The sequence below is a fragment of the Thermoactinomyces sp. CICC 10523 genome, assembly GCF_016055105.1.
GTDB classification, from domain to species: Bacteria; Bacillota; Bacilli; order Thermoactinomycetales; family Thermoactinomycetaceae; genus Thermoactinomyces_A; species Thermoactinomyces_A daqus.
On the sequence record NZ_JAECVX010000006.1, the window covers coordinates 141,829 to 158,221 of the forward strand.

The window sequence follows — 16,393 nt, forward strand, 5'->3', positions numbered from 1 at the left end:
AAAAACAGGAAGGAGGAGGCTTCCGTGAGTCGGGGATTGGAACCGATGATCAAGAAAACGGTGGATACTTTGCAGGTACATGTGTTCGAGAATCGGAATGCGATGGGAATGGCCGCTGCGGCAAAGACGGTGGAGAAGATGAAGGAAACATTGTTCCGGCAGGGCAGAGTGCGCATGGTTTTTGCCGCGGCGCCCTCGCAAAATGAATTTCTTGAGCACCTTTGCCGTGCGGACGGAGTGGACTGGACGCGTGTGACGGCCTTTCACATGGACGAGTACATCGGACTGCCGGAGGATGCGCCGCAACGGTTTTCCCGATACCTTCAGGAACATTTGTTTCGCCATGTTCAACCGGGCACGGTTCACCTGATGATCCCGGGTAATGACCCGGAGCAGGAATGCATCCGCTATGCCCGCTTGTTGAATGAAGCGCCGATTGATATTGTCTGCCTCGGAATCGGAGAGAACGGACATATTGCTTTCAACGATCCCGGTGTCGCCGATTTTGCCGATCCTGTTGTGGTGAAAACCGTCGAGCTTGATGAGGCATGCAGGAAGCAGCAGGTTCACGACGGATGTTTTCCCGATCTTGCCTCTGTTCCGAAAACGGCATTGACCCTGACTGTACCAGCGCTCGTCTCAGCCCGTCATCTCATTTGTGTTGTCCCGGGGCCCACAAAACGCCAGGCGGTGCACAGGACGCTCACGGGTCCGGTTTCTCCGGATTGTCCGGCATCAATCCTGCGGACACACGGGGAGTGTATTCTGTATTTGGACGGGGAGTCTTACGGGGGGAGTCAGCATGCAGGAAACTGAGCTCCGGCTGGTTGAAGGGGTGGACTATCGAACCGGATCTCCCGTTGCCGTTGAGATTGAGGACGGCAGGATCCGCGACATTCGCAATATCAAGAGAAGTGACGATTTACCGTGGCTGGCACCGGGCTTCGTCGATCTGCAAGTGAATGGATTTGCCGGAATCGATCTGAATGCGTTGCCGCTGTCCGCTGAAGCGCTGTTTTCCTTGACCCGGATGTTATGGGCGGAAGGAGTGACGGCTTATTTGCCAACCGTCATTACCAACAGCGATGAAGCCATTGAGGAAGCGCTGCGGGTGATTGCGGCGGCAATCCGCGAAGAGCCTCTGCTCGAACGGATCATTCCGGGCATTCACCTGGAAGGGCCATTTATCTCGCCGGAAGACGGACCGCGCGGAGCCCATGATCCGGCTTATGTAAAACCCCCGGATTGGGCGCTGTTCCAACGCTGGCAAAACGCGGCTGCCGGGCGTATCCGCCTGGTTACGCTTTCGCCGGAGTGGCCGGATGCCATCGATTTTATCGAAAAATGTGTCCGAACCGGTGTACGCGTCGCGATCGGACACACGGCAGCCGGTACAGAACAGATCGCTGCTGCCGTTCGTGCGGGGGCGAGCCTGTCCACGCACCTCGGCAATGGAGCACATGCGATGTTGCCGAGACACCCCAACTACATTTGGGATCAGCTCGCCGAAGATCAATTGCTGGCAACGATGATCGGTGACGGATTTCACTTGCCCGATTCCGTGTTGAAGGTCTTTCTTGCCATGAAAAAGGAAAAGGCGATGCTGGTCAGCGATGTCGTCAGTCTCGGGGGAGTATGAAACGCATATCGGCGGGAAAGTGGTGTTGACGCCGGAGGGAAAACTGCATCTGAAAGAGCAGCCGCAGCTGTTGGCCGGTTCGGTGCAGACTTTGCGTCAGAGTGTGTCCTATTTGATCCGGAAACAACTCTGCAAGTTGCCCCAAGCTTGGGATATGGCCTCAGTCAGGCCTGCTGCTTACCTCGGGTTGCCGGCGCTGCGGGGGTTGACGGCCGGAGCCCCGGCAGATCTGGCCGTCTTTAAACAGACAGCCGGGGAAATCCGCATTTTCCGGACGATTAAACGAGGTTGCGTCCTGCATGAAACTGGGTGACAACCGGAAAAGGAGGAGTGGCGCGTGGCGGAAACGGTCATGGAGCAGTACTTTCGCAAAATCGTGGCTCATCTGGAAAGGTTGCGGGAAGAAGCGGACGCGGTCAAACGTGCCGCGCGATTGATCGCGGATCATGTCAAACAGGACAAGATCGTGTACGTTTACGGACCCGGAGGCCATTCAAATCTGGGGGCGCAGGAAATCTTTTTCCGGGCCGGAGGGCTTATGCACATCAGCGCGATTCTCGATGAAGGCACGCTTTTAAGCGGGGGGGCCCTGCGCTCGATGGCGATCGAACGCACCCCGGGATACGGAGCGATCGTCATCGATGATTACCAGCTCGGGGCCGGTGATCTGCTCATCATCGTCAATGCTTACGGAATCAATGCGGCGACCATCGACGCGGCACTGGAAGCAAAACGGCGGGGGGTGACCACGATCGGCGTAACCTCGGTGCAACATGCCGCCATGACCCCGGAAAACCATCCGGCCCGCCATCCGACAAAGAAAAATCTGTATGAACTCGTCGATGTTGTTTTGGACTGCAAGGTGGAAGTGGGAGATGCGGTTGTCAGCATTCCCGGTCTGGAGCAGCGTGTCGCGGCGATTTCCACTTTTGCCAATGCTTACCTGTTGAACAGCCTGATGGCGGAAGCGGTACAGCTTTTGGTTCTGGAGGGAGTGACACCGCCGATCTGGATGAGCGGAAACGCCCTTGGCGGCGACGAGGCCAATGCGCGGTTTATTGATCGCTTCAAAGGACGGATCAAAAAGCTGTAGATCGTTGATCAGGCCGCGTTGTGATCTTTCTTTTGCGGAAGTGCTTGGGTTTCAGCAGATTTTCGGCCCGGGAAGAGATGCCCGGGTCTTTCGCTTGTTTCACTCCGGAACACGGAATGACGCTGATTCGTTGACTGTTTAAAATACGCGGTTGTATAATAAAATTCAGTGTCATAATTTCGGATGGAGGGTACATAGGTGTTAACGACGATTAAAGAGGCAGCCGCGCATGTCGGACAAGAGGTAAAACTGGGCGCATGGCTTTACAATAAACGCTCGAGCGGAAAAATCATGTTTTTGCAGTTGCGTGACGGAACTGGTTTTATCCAGGGAGTTTTGCTGAAAAATCAAGTATCTCCCGAGATCTGGGAAGATGCAAAAAAGTTGACCCAAGAGAGTTCCTTGTATGTTTGGGGCGTTGTCCGGCAGGATGAACGCGCTCCGAGCGGTTTTGAGTTGGACGTGACCAAGATCGAGGTGATTCAGGTTGCCGACGAGTATCCGATTGCCAAAAAGGAGCACGGTGTCGACTTTCTGATGGATCACCGCCATCTGTGGATTCGTTCCCCGAAACAGCGGGCCATCCTCAACATCCGCGCGGAAATTATCCGGGCGGTGCAGGCGTTTTTGGACAAACACGGCTTTACGCGGGTGGATCCGCCGATTCTGACTCCTTCTTCCTGTGAAGGAACCACCAATCTGTTTCACACGAAGTATTTCGATGAAGATGCTTATTTGACGCAAAGCGGTCAGCTGTACATGGAAGCGGCGGCGATGGCCCTGCGCAAAGTGTACTCGTTCGGCCCGACGTTTCGCGCCGAAAAATCGAAAACGCGCCGCCATCTGATCGAGTTTTGGATGATTGAACCGGAAATGGCTTTTGTCGATCACGAGGAGAGCCTGAAGATCCAAGAACAACTGCTTGCCCACGTGGTGCAATCCGTTTTGGATCATTGTCAGGCAGAGCTTAAAACATTGGATCGTGACATCTCCGCCCTTGAAAAAGTAAAGGCGCCTTTCCCGCGCATCACCTATGACGAAGCGGTTGAACTGCTGCATAAAGAAGGCTTTGCCGATTTTAAATGGGGGGACGACTTTGGGGCGCCGCATGAGACTAAAATCGCGGAAAGCTTTGACCGGCCGGTATTTATCACCCATTACCCGACTGAAGTAAAGGCGTTTTATATGAAGCCGGATCCCAACCGCCCTGAAGTGGTGTTATGCGCCGATCTGATTGCACCGGAAGGATATGGGGAGATCATCGGGGGCAGTCAGCGCATCGACGACCCCGAATTGCTGGAAAAGCGATATGAAGCTCACAATCTTCCGCGCGAAGCTTACCAATGGTACCTGGATCTCAGAAAATACGGGACTGTTCCCCATTCGGGATTTGGTCTCGGACTGGAGCGGACGGTGGCGTGGATCTGCGGCTTGGATCATGTTCGCGAAACCATTCCGTTCCCGCGTATGCTTAACCGTTTATACCCGTAAGGAGAATCGGGATCAAGTGAGGGGCATCGGTTCAAACCGATGCTTTTCCATTTTTCAAGTCTATTTTACGCCAAAATTCCTGTGGTATAGTAGAAAGACAAGCGAGGTGGATAAGCATGGATGGAAAAGGATCAGTGCAGACGGCTCTGGTTCAACTCCTGCAGCAGGGCTCCCTCTCTTTGCCCGTTCTCTTATTGACGGAGTATAAACGGGTCGGATTATCTGAAACGGAAGTTATGTTATTGATTCATATTCTTTTCTTTCAGGAGAAGGAACAAAAGCTGTTTCCGACGGTTAGTGAATTGGAGATGAGGATGAATCTCACACAGGAACAGATCGTCGATATGATTCAGCGGCTGGTGCGCGGCGGCTATTTGCGGATTGAACATGAGGTGAACGAGTACGGAGTCCGCAGTGAACGCTATTCCCTTGTACCGCTGATGCAACAGCTGGTTTCCTCATTTATTGACCGGGATTCGGCGGAGGAAGAGTTGGATGGGGAGACATACGATCGAGTTTTCCAGCTGTTTGAACAAGAGTTTGGCCGGCCTTTGTCACCGATGGAATGCCAAATGCTGGCGAGATGGATTGATGAAGACGGATATTCGCAAGAATTGATTGAATCCGCCTTGCGGGAAGCGGTCTTTTGCAGCAAGCTGAATTTCCGGTACATCGACCGGATTTTGTTTGAATGGCAGCGCAATAATGTGCGGACAGCGGAGGAAGCAGTGGAGTATTCGCGCAAATTCAGACAAAAAGGTATGTTATACCAGTCCGGAATCAGAGAAAAACAACATCGGGCCAGCGGCTTCTCTTTTTATAACTGGGTGAATCAAGAATGACGGAAGAGCGAAATCTTTCGTCTATTTTTTTGTCGCCGGGACAGCTATCCTCTTTAAGGCATTTGTTTGTTGCATACACTTAGAGAGAAAGGGGGGATCGTTTGTGGCTGATACGGTAGGGGTTTTGGTAAGCCGCCATATTTTTTCCGACTGCATCCGGGATCGCACGCCGTACGAAGTATTTCCCCATTACGATCAGGCCGCACGCCAAGTGGGATTAAAACCAATCTTCTTTACGATTGAGCATGTGAGATTGGCTGATCGTACCGTAGACGGATTTACCAGAGAACCTGACGGGCGTTACCATCAACAACGCCACCCTCTTCCCAAAGTGATTCATAACCGGATCAAACCCGCCGTCTTTCAGATGAAGTATCAACTTCTCCGAGCCCTGCCCGGATTGATCATCTTTAATAGGGATAACCGCATGGATAAGTGGAGAGTAGCGCAGATTCTTGAGCGGGAACCGGAGTTAAAGCCGCACCTCCCGGAAACCTTTCTCTATCAACAGCCCGTTTTGCAGAAGATGTTTGACCGCTTCGGTGCTTGTTATATAAAGCCGCGGAACAAAAGTTTGGGGATCGGCGTTTGCCGCCTGATGCACAAAAACGGGGCCATCTGGATTGAGGATGCCAAAGGGGCAAAGGGAGAAGTTCCGTTTAATCAGCTTCCGGCCTGGATTCACAAACATATTCACGCTCCTGTGATTGTCCAGCAACCGATTTCTCTGCTCACGATCAACCGGCGGCCCGTCGATTTTCGTGTTTCTGTTCAAAAAGACGGAACGGGTCAGTGGCAGGTTACCGGTATCGTAGCCAAGGTAGGGAAAGAGAATGCCGTGGCCACCAATGTGGCGGTCGGCGGCAAAGCGCGCAGGTTTGACGAAGTAATGGTCGAAGCTGGATTTACCAAACCGGCATCGGTGCGGGAAAAGATGGAGCGGGTTGCGGTGATGGCAGCCAAAGCGCTGGAAAAAAGCATTCCCGGGATGGCTGATTTGGGTCTCGATTTGGCGATTGATGAAAAAGGAGATATCTGGATCATCGAAATCAACGGACGTGATTTGCGCATTACCTTCCATCAAGCCGGTGATCTGGAATCGTGGCGGCGCACTTTTGCCGCACCGATGGAATATGCCGCTTATCTTTACCGCCAGCCGCCGGCAGAAAAGCCGGGAAAACCGACCGTGGCCCTGATCACCCCCGGAAATTTGCCTGTTCACGGTGGAAAAAGCGGCTCTGTTGAGATTGTGGCCCGGTCCTGGGCCAAGGAATTGGGAAAAAACCATCATGTGTTGCTGCTGGGAAATCAGGTGGAAGAGATGGCGGATGCGACGGCGCTCGACTTGAAAGCTCCCGTGACGCAGCAATATTACAAAAGGGTGGAACAGTCGCTCAAGTTTCTGAAACCGGATATCATCCAGGTGGAAAACCGGCCTCTCCTTTTAAACCGTCTGGCCAAAGCAGCTCCGAATGCCAAAAAAGTCCTCTTTGTGCATTCGCACACTTACCTTAACCCTCCGTACGCCAATCGCAAAGCGCTGAGAAAGTTGCTGCCCCGCTATGATTTCATTTTGACCAACAGCCGATACATGGCCGATTGCCTGAAAAAAGAGTATCCCCAGATTATGCATAAGCTGAAAGAAATCTGGCTCGGGGTGGATCTGCACCAATTTGCTTCCATTCACGATCCTGCCGTTCGCCGGCGAAGGATTGAAGAGCGAATCCGGCATCAATTAAACGGACGCCCGGTCATTCTCTATGTCGGAAGGATTATTCCGCAAAAAGGGTTGCACTTGCTGATCGAAGCCTTTAAACAAGTGCGGGAGGTGCATCCCGCTGCCGTTCTGTTAATCGTCGGCAGCAGCTTTTACGGGCGGAACGTGGAGACCGGCTATTTGCGAAAATGCCGCCAGCTGGGGCGCGAGCACGGTGAACAGATCCGTTGGTGGCCTCATATTCCGCACCAGGGGTTACCTGCGGTTTATCAACTGGCTGATGTTTTGGTCGTTCCGTCAGTTGGCAAAGAGGCATTTGGATTGGTGACAGTGGAAGGGATGGCGACCGGGCTGCCGATCTTGGCGACGCAGACCGGGGGGATTGGCGAACTGGTTGAAAACGGGGTGAATGGACGTTTGGTCTCACCGGGGCCGGGTTTGAGCAAGCGCATTGCCAAAGTATTGGTCGAGTGGTTGAACCGGCCGGATCAGCTGAAGGAAATGGGGAAAAAATCGCGCATAAGAGCGGAAAACTATTTTGGCTGGAGTAAAGGAGCCAAAGAATTAAGCGAAATTTATCACCGGTTGGCTTGAGCGATCTGCTCAAGTTTTTTATTGTAAAAAAATCTGACATGATTGTGGTTGGTGATCTCTCTGTATGATAATATACAAAACAAATGTAAGGTATTATAACATAATTGAGGAATCGGGGGATCACCATGAGGCTGGATCAAGCACTTGACTCAATGTGGATGATGCTGGCGGCCGTTTTAGTCATGCTGATGCAGGTTGGATTTGTTTTGCTGGAGGTCGGTTCGACAAGAGCGAAAAATGCCGGGCATATCGCCGTGAAACAGGTGATCGGTTTTTCGGTCGCCGCTCTCGCTTTCTGGGTTGCCGGCTATGCGGTTGCCTTTGGTGAGGGCAAGTGGATTGGCACAACGGGTTGGTTTTTGCATTTGCCCCAGGATTCGGGGGCATTGCCGATTTCGGTTTCCTACTTGTTCCAGTTTGCTTTTTTGGCCGTTTCGTTGGCCATCGCCTGGGGTGGATTTGCTGAGAGAGGAAAAATGGGGATTTATATTGTCTTTGGAGCCATTTACTCCATCTTCATTTACCCTGTCGTGGGGCATTGGGTTTGGGGGGAACACGGCTGGCTCCATCTGTTGGGAAAACAAGACTTTGCCGGTTCCACCGTCGTCCATCTCCAAGGCGGAGTCGCGGCGCTGGTGGCCACGATGATGTTGAAGCCGCGACTGGGCAAATTTGACAAACGCGGAATGTCCGTTGAAATTCCCGGTCATAACCAGGTTTACACGGTGTTGGGGGTTTTTGTCATCTGGTTTGGATGGTTCGGCTTTAATCCGGGCAGCGCCACACATGTTCAGGACGGACTGTTTGCCTATGCGGCCTTGACGACCAACCTCGCTGCTGCCGCCGGAGCCTTGACCATGTACTTCATCTCGCGCATCACTACCGGTAAAGCCGATATTTCCGCGACTTTAAACGGAGCGCTGTCTGCATTGGTGGCCATTACCGCCCCCTGCGCCTTTGTCCGGCCATGGGCGGCGGTGGTGATCGGAGCGGTTGCCGGAACCGTCGGATATTATTCAGGAAAATGGTTTGAACGAAAAGGAATCGATGACCCGGTCTCGGCCGCTTCTGTCCACGGGGCGGCAGGAGTCTGGGGAACGTTATCCTGCGGGATTTTTGCTGCTCCCGACCTGGTGAAAAATGTTGGAATTGGGAGAGCCGGTCTCTTTTATGGCGGAGGATGGGAACAGCTTGCTGTCCAGGCGCTCGGGATTGTTGTCACGATGGCATTTGTGGCTGCAGCCTCCTTTGCGGCATTGTGGGTTCTGGAGAAGGTGATCGGATTGCGCGTATCCGAACATGAAGAACGGAACGGGTTGGATTTAAGCGAGCACGGCCGTTACGGATATATCAGTCTGCCGTTTCCCGTAAACCGGGTTGAAGCACCGGATCGTCGTGAAACCGTTTGGGAATCGGGGCAAAAAGTGCTTTGAGCAGAAAGGAACGGAAATAGGGGCGGAGTTCTCTTCGGAAGGTGACCTCGCCCCTTTTTTGAATGATTTTTAGTCTTCCTTCCCGTGACGCGCTGAAAAGAGACGATTGTTTCCTCAAAACCCTTTGTACTCCGGTTCTTCCCGTTCCAGCTCTCCGACGCGACGCTCTACCTGTTCAATGATCTCAAGCACCGTCTGTGCTGCTTCAGAGAAGACTTTTTTGGCGTCCTGCGTTTGCGATTCCACGGAAAACTGCTCCAAACCTGCTTGTGCACTGCGAAGGGAAGCCAGGCAGGTTTTTACTTTGGCTGCAACAGTCATAAGCAAAACTCCTTTCTGCTGTTAATATGCGCAAAAATCGGGATGAATAGGCCGATTGGGATGCTTCCATACTATACAGAGAAAAATTACTGAAAGTTAGTGGGGATTGCGACATGGCGGATTGGATTCAAGTGATTGTACAAACATTGATAACCGTGGTCGTCTTGTTTGTGTTGACCCGGTTGATGGGAAAAAGACAGATTATCCAACTCTCCCTGTTTGAGTACATCACCGGGATCACCATCGGGAATCTGGCGGCCCACATGTCTCTGGAAATGAAAGAGGGATATTTGGGTTTTATTTCCCTGCTCGTCTGGGTGGCGGTCATTTTGTTTATTCATTTCTTGCAGCTGAAGAGCAAGACGGCCCGCGACTGGCTGGACGGCAAAGACACTGTCTTGATCAAAGAGGGAAAAGTGCTCGAGGATAACCTGAAAAAAGAGAGAATCACCATCGATGAGTTGATGTCCCAGCTGCGCAAGAAAAATGTGTTCAAGCTGTCCGATGTCGAGTTTGCGGTGATGGAACCGAACGGGATTATCGATGTCATGCTGAAAAAGGAATGCCTTCCGCTGACGCCCAAGATGCTGGGGCTGAAGGTTGCGGAGGAACGGGAACCGGAAATCGTGATTATGGATGGCAGCATTTTGGATGAAGCGTTGTTCCGCTTGGGCCGTAATCGGCGCTGGCTCAAGGAACAGCTGGAAAAGCAGGGGGTGCAGTTGGAAAATGTATTTGTCGGGCAAGTCGACTCCAGCGGCGAGCTGTATCTCGATGTGTATGATGACAAGCTCCAACTGGCGAAACCGCAAGAAAAACCGGCGCTCCTGGCGACTCTGAAAAAATGCGAAGCCGATTTGGAAATGTTCGCTCTGTCAACCGAGCGGGAAGACGTCAAAGCGATGTACGGAGAATGTGCCGCCAAACTGGAAAAAGTGATAGACCGATTAAAGCCTTATCTGACTACGTAAGAGACAGCGGCAAAAATTGCCGTTCTTTCGGGTCGCGAAATGATTTTGTTTCGCTTATAATAGAAAGGCGGATTCCATTTTACATAATAAAAGAGGTGTTTTCTTTGCAGAATTTCGTTTTTCATAATCCGACCAAATTGATCTTTGGTAAAGGGACACTGGCCGCTTTAAAAGACGAAGTGCCAAAGTACGGAAAAAAAGTGCTTCTGGTGTATGGCGGCGGCAGTATCAAGCGAAACGGGATTTATGATAACATCCGTAAATTCCTGGATGAAATCGGCGCAGAAGTGTTTGAACTGCCGGGAGTGGAACCAAATCCCCGCTTGTCCACTGTGAACAAGGGAATTGAAATCTGCAAAAAAGAGAAGATCGATTTCCTGCTTGCCGTCGGCGGCGGAAGCGTGATTGATGCGACCAAAGCGATTGCTGTCGGGGCTGAATATGACGGAGATGTCTGGGATATCATTACCAAGAAGGCGGAGGCAAAGGGCGCGCTTCCTCTGGGCACGGTGCTCACCCTCGCTGCAACCGGTTCGGAAATGAACGCTGGTTCCGTCATCACCAACTGGGAAACGCAAGAGAAAATCGGCTGGGGCAGCCCATACTCTTTCCCGCGTTTCTCCATTCTCGATCCGGTTCACACCTTTACCGTGCCACGCGACCAAACCGTTTACGGGATCGTGGACATGATGTCCCACGCGCTGGAACACTATTTCAGCCATGCACCCAATGTGCCCTATAATGAGCGCATGGTCGAGTCGCTTTTGACCACAGTGATGGAAACAGCCCCCAAACTCCTTGAAAACCTGGAGGATTACGAAAGCAGGGAAACGATCCTGTTCTGCGGAACGATGGCTCTGAACGGCGTGATCAATCAGGGGATGCAGGGAGATTGGGCAACACACGGCATCGAACACGCTGTTTCCGCTGTCTATGACATTCCGCACGGCGGCGGGTTGGCCATCATTTTCCCGAACCTGATTCGTTACAACCTGGATGTGGCCACGCCGAAAATGAAGCAGTTGGCTGTTCGCGTCTTTGGCGTTGATCCGACCGGGAAAACGGACCGTCAGGTTGCCGAGGAAGGAATTGACCGTTTGCGCGGTTTCTGGAATTCGATCGGCGCCCCCAATCGTCTGGCCGACTACGGGATCGATGACGCCAAACTGGAGCTCATGGCGGAAAAAGCGGTCAGCCCCAACGGTACGGTTGGCCGTTTCAGAGAACTGACCAAACAAGACGTCTACGAAATCCTGAAAATGTCCCTGTAAAGCCGGAGGACGAAAAAACCCCTGCACTGTGATGGGTCGCAGGGGTTTTTTACCGTTCCCGAATTGATCCAACATGATGGCGGCTGATGAATGGGCCTCATGCGAGCAAAGGGACAAAAAACGGAGGAATCGTGATATTGGCCGAAAACTTGACGGGAAAGGAGCAAACCGATGAAGATCAGCAAAAATACGGCAGAACATTATATTTGGGGACAGCAATGTGACGGATGGCATCTGGTGAAACGGGAAGAATTGAGCGTGATCCATGAGCGAATGCCGGCCGGTACGGAAGAAGTCAGGCATTATCATGAACAGGCGCGGCAGTTTTTCTTTGTCTTGAAGGGAGTGGCCACCATCGAGGTTGAAGGGGAAGTGATTCAGTTGCATGAGCAGGAAGGGATCGAGATTCCGCCGCGAGTGCCCCATCACATGATGAATAAGTCCGGACAGGAGATCGAATTTTTGGTGATTTCCCAACCGACGAGCAAAGGGGACCGGGTGGTTTTGCGCGATTGATCAATCTCTTCAAGATCATGGCGGCAAGAGGCGTTATCAAAACAGAAGCTTGCCGACCGGAGAAAAACGGACTTGGTCAACAAGCTGAACCCGGCGTATGAATTGCCGGGTTTCAGACGGTCGACAAACCTCATTTTCAAACCCTGCAAGAGGTCTTATCTGCAGCGGCCTTTGCGGCGGAAGAAGCCGGGAATTCCATGGATTCAGCCGTGTGGAGCATCAGTGATCAGGCTTCTCTTTTTTCTCTTCATCCGATGCATCTTTTTTATTTTGCTGGATAAGGTTTTTGGTGGTATCAAAATTACATTGATGAAGATGGCGATGATCGAACCGAATATCGTTTCCAAAATTCGCGCCCATTCATATCCCGGAGAATTTATAAAGGCCAAAACCATGATCACACTCACGCCGATCTGATTTGCAATCTCTTGATTCAGTTTCAAAAGTGTTGCAAGTGCCAGCCCGATCAAAACACTGAGGAAAACAGCAACTCCCGAAACCGGAATCCAGTGTGCGATCAAAATGCTTAGCATGACTCCGCCAATTACCCCGGATATGCGATTTTTCGCTTTTTCAAGGGATTCAGCTGCGGTGGCATTGGACACCAATACAGCAGCTAAAGGTGCCAAATAAGGAAAAAAATGAGGCAGAAATAAAGTCGCTAACCACCACGATATTCCCGCTGCGAGAGCTGTCTTGAATATGGGTAACGTAACTCCGATCGAGGTGAGCAGTGATCCTGTCTTTTCGATTTTCGCTTTGATATTCATCAGTGCTCCCCCTTTGCTGATTTGCTTCACAAAAAAAGCCCCGCGTTTTTGAAGGGGCTGATTGTAACGGAATGCCTTATAAACCGAGTGAAATGTATTTTATCTCCAAAAATTCTTCGATGCCATAACGACTTCCTTCACGGCCCAATCCACTCTCTTTAAATCCGCCAAACGGTGCTTGTGCTGCTGAAGGTGCGCCATCATTCACCCCAACAATGCCATATTCTAATGCTTCTGAGATATAAACGGCTTCCCTGAGATTTTCTGTATACACATAGGCCGCCAGACCATAAGAACTGTTATTGGCGCGTTCGATTGCTTCATCGATGGTTTTGAACGTTGCGACGGGAATGAGCGGACCAAATGTTTCTTCAACCATGCAAAGCATGTCATCTTTGGCATTGGCAATCACGGTTGGTTCGATAAAATATCCCTTTTGATTCGTTAATCTGTTTCCGCCGGTCAAGACCCGGCCGCCTTTTTGTTTCGCATCTTCAATATGCTTTATGACTTTTTTAACCGCTTCTTCATTAATTAACGGCCCAATGTCGGTGCTTTCTTCCAATCCATTACCCACTTTCAGTTTTGCTGCTTTCTCTGCCAATTTCACCGTAAATTCTTCAGCGATTGATTCATCTGCCAAGATTCGATTGGTACAGATACAAGTTTGTCCGGCATTGCGGAATTTGGAAGCAATGGCACCATCCACGGCTTTATCTATATCAGCCTGGGCTGTGACAATCAGGGGAGCGTGTCCGCCCAATTCAAGAGATATTTTTTTTACCGTATCCGCTGCTCCCCGCATGAGGATTTTTCCCACTGGTGTCGAACCGGTAAAAGTTAGTTTGCGGACCCGGCTGTCTTTTTGCCAAGCATTTGCAATCGATTCTGCATCTCCCGTTACGACATTGAGCACCCCGTTTGGGATGCCGGCTTGGTCAGCCAGTTCGGCCAGTTTCAATGCTGTAAAAGGGGTTTCTTCAGAAGGTTTTAATACAACGGTACACCCGGCGGCGAGGGCTGGTGCCACTTTTCTTGTAATCATTGCCGCGGGGAAATTCCAAGGAGTGATAGCGGCGATGACACCAACGGGCTGTTTCTGGACAAAGATCCGTTTATCAGGAGAAGAAGCCGGAATCGTTTCACCGTAAATTCGTTTTCCTTCTTCTGCGTACCAAGAAATAAAACTATTCGCATAGGTGATTTCTCCTCTTGCTTCCTGCAGAGGTTTCCCTTGTTCCAGTGTCATGATTTCCGCCAGTTCATCTTTATGCTTCTCGATTAAATCAAACCATTTCATAAGTAATTTGCCGCGTTCTTCGGCAGGTTGCTTGGACCATTTTTGAAAAGCTGGGTAAGCAGCTTCTACTGCCATTTTGGCCTCTGTTGCCCCTCCATTGGGAACAGATCCTATGATCTTCTTTGTAGCCGGGTTTATGACGTCGATTTTATTGATGGCATCAATCCATCGACCGTTGATGTACATTTTATCAGGATGCATGGAATGGCCTCCTTTTGATCCAAGATGACTTTGTTGCTCTGAAGATACCCCTAGATTATCATGGATTTAATTGATTAAGTACTTCCTTTCTCTCTTAAGGGTATAACAAATGGTTATGGGTGATCGGAATGAATGTAGAATGGCTTGAAGCCTTTTTAATAACGGCCAAAGCTAAGAGCTTGACAAAGGCAAGCGAACAACTTCACATGACTCAACCGGCATTGAGCAAGCAAATGAGAAAATTGGAAGAGGATCTGGGCGCAACTTTGTTTATACGTTCTGCAACGGGAGTGGAATTAACAGAAGCCGGAAAAATTTTGTTTGAAGAGATCGAGCCTGTCTTGCGTAAAATCCATTCGATCCGTAAGGATATTTTAATGACGAAAGGAATAACGGGGATCAAGATAGGCACTTGGCCGAGTATTGCTGCTTTTTATCTTCCGGATCGGCTGGCCGCGGCTAAAAAAAGCCATAAGGATCGGGAAATCAGCATTAAAGTTTCTTATAGCTATAAGGAGATTTTGCGTTTTTTGCGTGAAGGAATCATCGATGTCGCATTATTGGATGACAGGGAAATACAACACCCTTATTGGTCGAAACAACTCTTTAGCGAACCTTTTTATTTATTTGTTCACCGTCAACACCCCCTGGCTAAACGGGATCACATTTATTTTAATGATGTTAAGGATGAATCTCTCGTGGTGCTGCCCCCTTCCTGTGACGTTCGGATATTGTTGGAAAAAGCATTTAAAATTCATAACGCTGATCTGAAAATCTCTTCTGAAATTGATTTCGGACAGAGTATCATCGGCTTTATCTCGGCAAATTTAGGAGTATCGATTCTGCCCGAAATTTTTACTCATCACGCAGATCAGTCAAGAATCAAGGCGCTTCCTATCGTGGATTTTAAAATGAAACGAGTCATTTCTCTCATTTCACGGAATCCGGATATGGGGAAGCTGCTTTTATCTCTATTGTTCAGTCCTTATTGATACGGGTTTTGTCCACCGGCACTGTGATCAAAAAAGGATCGGGGGAGAATGGCGGGTTGCCCAACCTTTCTCCCCGCTGTCTCGCTTGTGGTCTATTCACGTTTAAACGCATATTTCTGAATTTTTTCCTCCGCGATTGTACACCCGATCCCCTCCCGGCCGGACAAATGGACGGTTCCATTCCGCACCTGCAATCCGTCCGCTGCCGGATCATCGGCAAGAAAGAACGGCCCGTTTAAATCCACCGGGATTTGCAGATCGAGATAATTGAACAGATGGGCGCTGGCGGTCAAGCCCAGCGTCGATTCCGTCAGTCCTCCTCCCAGCAAACCCAAGTTGGCTTCTTTGGCAATTTCCCCGCATAACCTTGCTTCTTTGAGCCCGCCCGTTTTTGTCACTTTGATTACGACCATATCACATGCTTCGGTGCGGATCGCCTGGATCAGATCGCCAGCTGACCAAATGCTTTCATCCAAGGCGATCGGGATACCGGTTTTTCGGCGCAATTCGGCGTGTCCGGTCAGATCGTTTGCCTTGAGGGGCTGTTCAAACACGTCAACGCCGATTCGTTCCATTTCCCGGGATAAGCGCACGGCCTCTGTCAAAGTGTAGGCCTGATTGGCATCTGCCCGAAAATAGAGTTCGGGTGCCGCTTGTTTAACCGCCTCCAGGATTTGGACGTCCAGTTTTGGATTCAACCCGATTTTGACGTCAATGGCCAGGTATCCGTTTTCCTTGGCCTCTCGTGCTTTTTTGCAGGCCTGGTCAGGATCGTTGGTGCTGATCAGGTAAGAAAGGCGGATCGTGTCTTTAAAGGTGCCCATCCAGAGCCCGGGGAGGTGGGTTCCATGGTGTTTGGCGAGCAGATCATGAATGGCCATGTCGACGGCTGCTTTGGCGATCGGCATTCCTTTGCTGAATCCGGCGGCGATACTCCGGTCCATCAACCGGTGAATCCGGTTCAAATCGCGGACGGATTCGCCGAGCAGAACCGGTTTTAAATAATGTTCAATTGTCGTGGTGACCGATTCAAGGGTTTCATAGCTCCAGCGGTGGCTGGGCCGGGCTTCCCCCCAACCTTCCGCCCCTTCATCATCGGTGATTTTGACATAAACATGGGGTGCACCTTGTCCCAGATCCCCGACTTTCCCGCCGGAGATAAAGAAATTTTGTTTCATCGGCAATGTTAACGGAAAAACTTCGATTTTGCTGATTTTCATCTTTACACCCTTACCTTTCCCG

16 protein-coding genes are annotated in these 16,393 nt (G+C 50.8%); 12 read left to right on the forward strand and 4 right to left on the reverse strand.

What is annotated here, in order from left to right; translation table 11 throughout:
* The first annotated feature begins 45 nt into the window (after positions 1-45).
* The 8 genes from I8U19_RS09645 (at position 46) to I8U19_RS09675 (ending at position 8,809) form a co-directional block, all read left to right on the forward strand.
* Complete coding sequence (locus I8U19_RS09645; RefSeq protein WP_198055820.1) at positions 46-816, forward strand: glucosamine-6-phosphate deaminase; 771 nt, start codon at positions 46-48, stop codon at positions 814-816.
* Positions 803-1,639: an N-acetylglucosamine-6-phosphate deacetylase gene (locus tag I8U19_RS09650; RefSeq protein WP_232337248.1), complete on the forward strand. Its 837-nt coding sequence runs from the start codon at positions 803-805 to the stop codon at positions 1,637-1,639. Before I8U19_RS09645 ends, I8U19_RS09650 begins: the two co-directional genes overlap by 14 nt.
* Entirely contained in the window at positions 1,614-1,952 is a 339-nt protein-coding gene (locus I8U19_RS17285; protein ID WP_232337249.1) for a hypothetical protein, read from the forward strand. The genes I8U19_RS09650 and I8U19_RS17285 overlap by 26 nt, the downstream gene beginning before the upstream one ends.
* A 24-nt stretch (positions 1,953-1,976) precedes the next feature.
* Positions 1,977-2,732 carry a sugar isomerase domain-containing protein gene (locus I8U19_RS09655; RefSeq protein ID WP_370589769.1) on the forward strand — a complete coding sequence of 252 codons (756 nt, stop codon included), beginning with the start codon at positions 1,977-1,979 and terminating at the stop codon, positions 2,730-2,732.
* Between the two features lie 198 nt (positions 2,733-2,930).
* On the forward strand, positions 2,931-4,223 hold the full coding sequence (gene asnS, locus I8U19_RS09660) for an asparagine--tRNA ligase (RefSeq protein WP_033099711.1): 1,293 nt from the start codon (positions 2,931-2,933) through the stop codon (positions 4,221-4,223).
* A gap of 116 nt (positions 4,224-4,339) precedes the next feature.
* Complete coding sequence (locus I8U19_RS09665; protein WP_033099712.1) at positions 4,340-5,065, forward strand: DnaD domain protein; 726 nt, start codon at positions 4,340-4,342, stop codon at positions 5,063-5,065.
* Positions 5,066-5,168: 103 nt separating this feature from the next.
* On the forward strand, positions 5,169-7,376 hold the full coding sequence (locus I8U19_RS09670) for a YheC/YheD family protein (protein ID WP_198055780.1): 2,208 nt from the start codon (positions 5,169-5,171) through the stop codon (positions 7,374-7,376).
* A gap of 125 nt (positions 7,377-7,501) precedes the next feature.
* Entirely contained in the window at positions 7,502-8,809 is a 1,308-nt protein-coding gene (locus I8U19_RS09675; RefSeq protein ID WP_081943694.1) for an ammonium transporter, read from the forward strand.
* A gap of 114 nt (positions 8,810-8,923) precedes the next feature.
* Here I8U19_RS09675 and I8U19_RS09680 read toward each other — a convergent pair whose 3' ends face one another.
* On the reverse strand, positions 8,924-9,130 hold the full coding sequence (locus tag I8U19_RS09680) for a DUF1657 domain-containing protein (RefSeq protein WP_033099714.1): 207 nt from the start codon (positions 9,128-9,130) through the stop codon (positions 8,924-8,926).
* Positions 9,131-9,243: 113 nt separating this feature from the next.
* Here I8U19_RS09680 and I8U19_RS09685 point away from each other — a divergent pair, with 113 nt between their 5' ends.
* The 3 genes from I8U19_RS09685 to I8U19_RS09695 all read left to right on the forward strand — a co-directional run bounded on the left by I8U19_RS09685 (position 9,244) and on the right by I8U19_RS09695 (position 11,888).
* Entirely contained in the window at positions 9,244-10,101 is an 858-nt protein-coding gene (locus tag I8U19_RS09685) for a DUF421 domain-containing protein (RefSeq protein WP_033099715.1), read from the forward strand.
* Positions 10,102-10,205: 104 nt separating this feature from the next.
* Positions 10,206-11,372: an iron-containing alcohol dehydrogenase gene (locus I8U19_RS09690; RefSeq protein ID WP_198055781.1), complete on the forward strand. Its 1,167-nt coding sequence runs from the start codon at positions 10,206-10,208 to the stop codon at positions 11,370-11,372.
* Between the two features lie 171 nt (positions 11,373-11,543).
* Entirely contained in the window at positions 11,544-11,888 is a 345-nt protein-coding gene (locus I8U19_RS09695; RefSeq protein ID WP_033099888.1) for a cupin domain-containing protein, read from the forward strand.
* 203 nt (positions 11,889-12,091) lie between these two features.
* On the opposite strand, the gene I8U19_RS09700 is transcribed toward I8U19_RS09695, so the two are convergent.
* Complete coding sequence (locus I8U19_RS09700; RefSeq protein WP_081943708.1) at positions 12,092-12,658, reverse strand: FUSC family protein; 567 nt, start codon at positions 12,656-12,658, stop codon at positions 12,092-12,094.
* A 76-nt stretch (positions 12,659-12,734) separates the two neighbouring features.
* Positions 12,735-14,159: an NAD-dependent succinate-semialdehyde dehydrogenase gene (locus I8U19_RS09705; RefSeq protein ID WP_033099889.1), complete on the reverse strand. Its 1,425-nt coding sequence runs from the start codon at positions 14,157-14,159 to the stop codon at positions 12,735-12,737.
* Between the two features lie 128 nt (positions 14,160-14,287).
* Here I8U19_RS09705 and I8U19_RS09710 point away from each other — a divergent pair, with 128 nt between their 5' ends.
* Entirely contained in the window at positions 14,288-15,151 is an 864-nt protein-coding gene (locus I8U19_RS09710) for a LysR family transcriptional regulator (RefSeq protein ID WP_198055782.1), read from the forward strand.
* A gap of 92 nt (positions 15,152-15,243) precedes the next feature.
* Here the strand turns inward: I8U19_RS09710 and I8U19_RS09715 are convergent, their stop codons facing one another.
* Positions 15,244-16,371 carry a mandelate racemase/muconate lactonizing enzyme family protein gene (locus tag I8U19_RS09715; RefSeq protein WP_198055783.1) on the reverse strand — a complete coding sequence of 376 codons (1,128 nt, stop codon included), beginning with the start codon at positions 16,369-16,371 and terminating at the stop codon, positions 15,244-15,246.
* Positions 16,372-16,393 lie beyond the last annotated feature (22 nt).

Coding starts and splice junctions, on each gene's coding strand:
- I8U19_RS09645 (WP_198055820.1), top strand. CDS start 46: ATGATCAAGAAAACGGTGGATACTTTGCAGGTACATGTGTTCGAGAAT.
- I8U19_RS09650 (WP_232337248.1), top strand. CDS start 803: ATGCAGGAAACTGAGCTCCGGCTGGTTGAAGGGGTGGACTATCGAACC.
- I8U19_RS17285 (WP_232337249.1), top strand. CDS start 1,614: ATGTCGTCAGTCTCGGGGGAGTATGAAACGCATATCGGCGGGAAAGTG.
- I8U19_RS09665 (WP_033099712.1), top strand. CDS start 4,340: ATGGATGGAAAAGGATCAGTGCAGACGGCTCTGGTTCAACTCCTGCAG.
- I8U19_RS09675 (WP_081943694.1), top strand. CDS start 7,502: ATGAGGCTGGATCAAGCACTTGACTCAATGTGGATGATGCTGGCGGCC.
- I8U19_RS09680 (WP_033099714.1), bottom strand. CDS start 9,130: ATGACTGTTGCAGCCAAAGTAAAAACCTGCCTGGCTTCCCTTCGCAGT.
- I8U19_RS09685 (WP_033099715.1), top strand. CDS start 9,244: ATGGCGGATTGGATTCAAGTGATTGTACAAACATTGATAACCGTGGTC.
- I8U19_RS09695 (WP_033099888.1), top strand. CDS start 11,544: ATGAAGATCAGCAAAAATACGGCAGAACATTATATTTGGGGACAGCAA.
- I8U19_RS09700 (WP_081943708.1), bottom strand. CDS start 12,658: ATGAATATCAAAGCGAAAATCGAAAAGACAGGATCACTGCTCACCTCG.
- I8U19_RS09705 (WP_033099889.1), bottom strand. CDS start 14,159: ATGCATCCTGATAAAATGTACATCAACGGTCGATGGATTGATGCCATC.
- I8U19_RS09710 (WP_198055782.1), top strand. CDS start 14,288: ATGAATGTAGAATGGCTTGAAGCCTTTTTAATAACGGCCAAAGCTAAG.
- I8U19_RS09715 (WP_198055783.1), bottom strand. CDS start 16,371: ATGAAAATCAGCAAAATCGAAGTTTTTCCGTTAACATTGCCGATGAAA.